At 73.9% G+C, this 3894-nt stretch carries 4 protein-coding genes; 1 reads left to right on the top strand and 3 read right to left on the bottom strand.

The window, feature by feature from the left end:
- Nucleotides 1–218: 218 nt before the first annotated feature.
- Entirely contained in the window at nt 219–1442 is a 1224-nt protein-coding gene (locus ND748_RS27405; RefSeq protein WP_251749097.1) for a pyridoxal phosphate-dependent aminotransferase, read from the bottom strand.
- A 108-nt stretch (nt 1443–1550) separates the two neighbouring features.
- Nucleotides 1551–2384, bottom strand: coding sequence for a PD-(D/E)XK nuclease family protein (locus tag ND748_RS27400; RefSeq protein WP_251749096.1), 834 nt, complete (start codon nt 2382–2384; stop codon nt 1551–1553).
- A gap of 492 nt (nt 2385–2876) precedes the next feature.
- Between ND748_RS27400 and ND748_RS27395 the strand changes: the two genes are divergently transcribed.
- Complete coding sequence (locus tag ND748_RS27395) at nt 2877–3173, top strand: chorismate mutase (protein WP_251749098.1); 297 nt, start codon at nt 2877–2879, stop codon at nt 3171–3173.
- Nucleotides 3174–3183: 10 nt separating this feature from the next.
- On the opposite strand, the gene ND748_RS27390 is transcribed toward ND748_RS27395, so the two are convergent.
- The coding region (locus ND748_RS27390; protein ID WP_285902788.1) for a DUF1003 domain-containing protein at nt 3184–3894 on the bottom strand (711 nt) is incomplete at its 5' end.

Genomic DNA, 3894 nt, shown 5'->3' with positions numbered 1-3894 from the left:
CGCCGGGCATGCCCGCGCCGCCGGCATCGGCTACCGACTGCCGACGCCGCCGTCCCGACGCGCCCCGGCCACGCCCGCCCCAACGCCGCCCGCCCCGACGCCGATCACCCCGGCTACCTAGACGAGTCAGGCCCGGCCCAGGACGAGGCCGGTTGCGGTGCGTTCTGCCCGGTTCGAGTCTGCGGACCGGGCACATCGCACCGCCGTGCGTCTCCCGCTCATCGCAACGGATCAGCCGAGCCGGCGGCGGGACGGGCCAGGCGGGCCAGGCGGTCTGCGGCGGCCTGCAACGTGGCGAGCTTCTTGGGAAAGCCGAACCGGATGATGTGGCGGCCGTCGGCGGGATCGGCGAAGAACGACGAGCCGGGCACGGCGGCCACTCCGATCTCGGTGACCAGCCGCCGGGCCAGGGCCACGTCGTCCCCGGCCGGGTCGAGCGCGCGGGTGTCGCACATCACGTAGTAGGCGCCGTCCGGCGGCCGGAACGTGAAGCCGGTGTCGGCCAGCGAGGCGCACAGCAGGTCGCGGCGGGTGCGGTACTGCTCGGCGAGCCCGTCGTAGTAGGCGGGCGGCAGGCCCATCGCCGCCACTCCGCCGGCCTGCAGCGGCGCCGCCGCGCCGACGGTCAGGAAGTCGTGGACCTTGCGAATCGCCGAGGTGTAGGCGGGCGGCGCGATCGTCCAACCGACCCGCCAGCCGGTGACCGCGTAGGTCTTCGACAGGGCGTTGATGGTGACGGTCCGATCCTCGAGGCCGGGGATCGTCGCCGGCGGGATGTGGCCGCCGGGTCCGAGGTAGTGGATGTGCTCGTAGATCTCGTCGGTGAACACCAGCGCATCGTGACGTTGACAGAGCTCCGCGACCAGTTCCAGCTCGTCGCGGCGCAGCACCTTGCCGGTCGGGTTGTGCGGGGTGTTCAGGACGATGGCCCTGGTGCGGTCGCTGAAGGCCGCGCGCAGCTCCGACTGGTCGATCGACCAGTCGGGGGCGTGCAGGCGGACCAGCCGCGGGCGGGCACCGGACAGGATCGTGTCGGGGCCGTAGTTCTCGTAGAACGGCTCGAACATGATCACTTCATCGCCGGGGTCGACCAGCGCCAGCATGGTGGCGATCATCGCCTCGGTCGAACCGCAGGTCACACAGATCTCGGTGTCCGGATCGACCGACCAGCCCGGGTAGGTCCGCCCCACCTTCGCGGCGACCGCGGCGCGGAACTCCGCCGCCCCCCAGGTGATCGCGTACTGGTTCACGTCCGCGTCGATGGCGGCCTTGGCCGCCTGTTTGAGCTCGGGCGGGCAGGCGAAGTCGGGGAACCCCTGGGCCAGGTTCACCGCGTCGTGCGCGAGGGCGAGCCGGGTCATGTCCCGGATGACGGACTCGGTGAAGGTCATCGCCTTCGCGGAGACCCTCGGCTGGGCGGGTGCGGTGGTCTGCTCGGACACCGCCCCATGGTGACATCCGGCCGGGCCCACGGTGGCATCCGGCAGGCCACGGTGGCATCCGGCCGGGCCCGGTGACATCCGGGCCGGGCCTGGTGACCTCCGGCCGGCTCAGTCCTCCCCGAGGGCGGCCCAGGGCTGGCGCTCGGGGCCGGCGGCCTGGCCTTCCGCGCACAGCCGGCGGAAGTCGCACCACGAGCACAGCGAGCCGGGCCGGGGCGGGAAGGCGCGATCGGGTTCACCGCCGCCGCTCAACGCCTCGGTCGCCGCGACGGCGTCGGCGGCGACGGACTCGGCGCGGCGGACGTGGCGGGCGATGCTGTCCTCGGTGTGCTCGGCGACGGCGACCCGACCGGTGGGGACGTGGTGCAGCTCGACCCGCCGGCAGGGCTGGCGCAGCATCCGGCCCGCGGCCAGCGCGTAGAGCGCCAGGGCTCGCGAGGTGCGGGCATCGTCGTCGGTGACGGGTCGCCGGCCGGTCTTGTAGTCGACGACGACGAGCTCCCCATCCCGGTCGTCGAGGCGGTCGACCCGGCCGGAGAAGGCCAGCGCCTCGGTGCGGGTGGCGACCGAGCGCTCGACCCCGCGCGGCTCGGCCGCCGGATCCAGGCCCGCGACGTAGCCACGGACCATCCCCACGGCCCGCTCCCGCCAGTGCTGCGACTGCTCGGGATCGCGAAACCCCTCGTCGATCCAGCCCAGCCGCAGCAGCTCGGCGGCGCGCAGCGGGGTCCGCCGCGGATGCGGCTCCTCCCACCACCGGCGCAGCGCGTTGTGCACGCTGACGCCGAAGGAGGTGTGCGCCCACGGCGGGCCCTTCGGCGGGCGCGGCCGGTCCAGATAGATCATCCGGTAGCGGCGTGGGCAGTCCTCGAATGCGGCCAGCCGCGACGGCGTACAGGCGAACAGCCTGCGGGGCATGCCACCGAGCTCCATCTGTCCCATCGATCGATCATCCCATCCCGGCCGAGCCCGCCGGTCATGCACCGATCGGCCGCGGTGCGGCCTACCGGTTGCGGTGCGTTCCGACCGGTCCGGGCGTCCTGGACCGCGCACAGCGCACCGCCGCCCGCCCCTCGCCCGGGCAACGGCGGCACCGGCCGGCGGGCAGACCATCCAGGACGAGGCGGGGCGAGGCGGGTGGTTGCGGCGCCATGTCGGTCTCCTGGACGGATCCGCGCCGGGCTGGCATGCTTGCTGAGTGGAGAGCAGCCGAACCTCGCGCTACGGCGCACTGCTGCCTCCGTTTTATGGGGACCGGGCACGGTCCCCGCTCCACCGCTGACCTCACGCGGTACGAGCGTCAGACCCAGGCCCGGTCCGCCCCGGGTCGTCTAGGCCTGGGCTGGGCCGGGCCTCCGATCGAAAGGCCCATTCGTGGACAACCTCGTCGACCGTCCCGACGCCGCGATCCCTGCGCCCACGGCGCCGGGCGCCATCCTCACCGGCGCGGGGCGCGCGCCGATCGCGGGCGAGCCGCTGACGATCAGCAACATCGCCGAGGGACGTCAGCAGATCGACGACATCGACGCCCAGCTCCGTGAGCTGCTGGCCACCCGCCGCGACCTGTCCCGGCAGATCCAGGCGCTGCGCTCGGCCGAGGGCGGCCCGCGAATCGAGCACGCCCGGGAAAACGAGATCATCGCCGTCTGGGCGAACGAGCTGGGTCCCCGCGGCGTCGAGATCGCGATGGCCGTGCTGACCCTCTGCCGCGGCGCGGCCGGCCAGTCCTAGCAGCCGCTCATCAGCCCTGCCCGGCGTGCGGCGGCTCCCCGGGGGCCTGCTCGGCCGCCGGGACGCGCTTGTCGGCGGGAGTGCGCTTGTCGGCGGGGGCGCGCTTCTCGGCGGGAGTGCGCTTGTCGGCGAGAGGACGCTTGTCGGCGGGGACGCGTTCTGGCGCAGCAGCCCGGTCCGGGCGGTCGCGGCGGGCGGATCGTTCGCCCTCGCGGCGCCGAGGCCGGTCCCGCCGGTCGTGGTCGGCCGCGTCCAGCTCGGCGAGCAGGGCGCGCAGCTCCGAGCGCAGGAAGTCGCGGGTGGCCAGCTCGCCGATGGTGATGCGCACGGCGGCCAGCTCCCTGGCCAGGTACTCGGTGTCATCGCGGGTGCGGACCGACTGCTCCCGGTCCTGGGCGAGGTTCGCCCGGTCCCGGTCGTCCTGCCGGTTCTGCGCCAGCAGGATGAGCGGCGCCGCGTACGCGGCCTGCAGCGACAGCACCAGCGTCAGGAAGATGAACGGGAACTCGTCGAACCGCCCGGAGCTGGGGACGAAGACGTTGTACGCGACCCACACCACGATGACGATGCTCTGGGCGACGAGGTAGCGCGCCGTCCCGATGAACCGGGCCACCCGCTCGGCGATCCGACCGAACGCATCCGATTCGTAGGCGGGCCGCAGCGACGCGCGCCGCGACACCCGCGGCTGGTCCAGGCGTGCGCCGCGCCGGCGCCCCCTCAC

This window comes from Frankia sp. AiPs1 (assembly GCF_023716945.1).
Lineage (GTDB): Bacteria > Actinomycetota > Actinomycetes > Frankiales > Frankiaceae > Frankia.
The sequence above is the reverse complement of the archived record's forward strand: the minus strand, read 5'-3'. Positions and strand labels throughout refer to the sequence as shown.

Coding starts and splice junctions, on each gene's coding strand:
- ND748_RS27400 (WP_251749096.1), bottom strand. CDS start 2,384: ATGGGACAGATGGAGCTCGGTGGCATGCCCCGCAGGCTGTTCGCCTGT.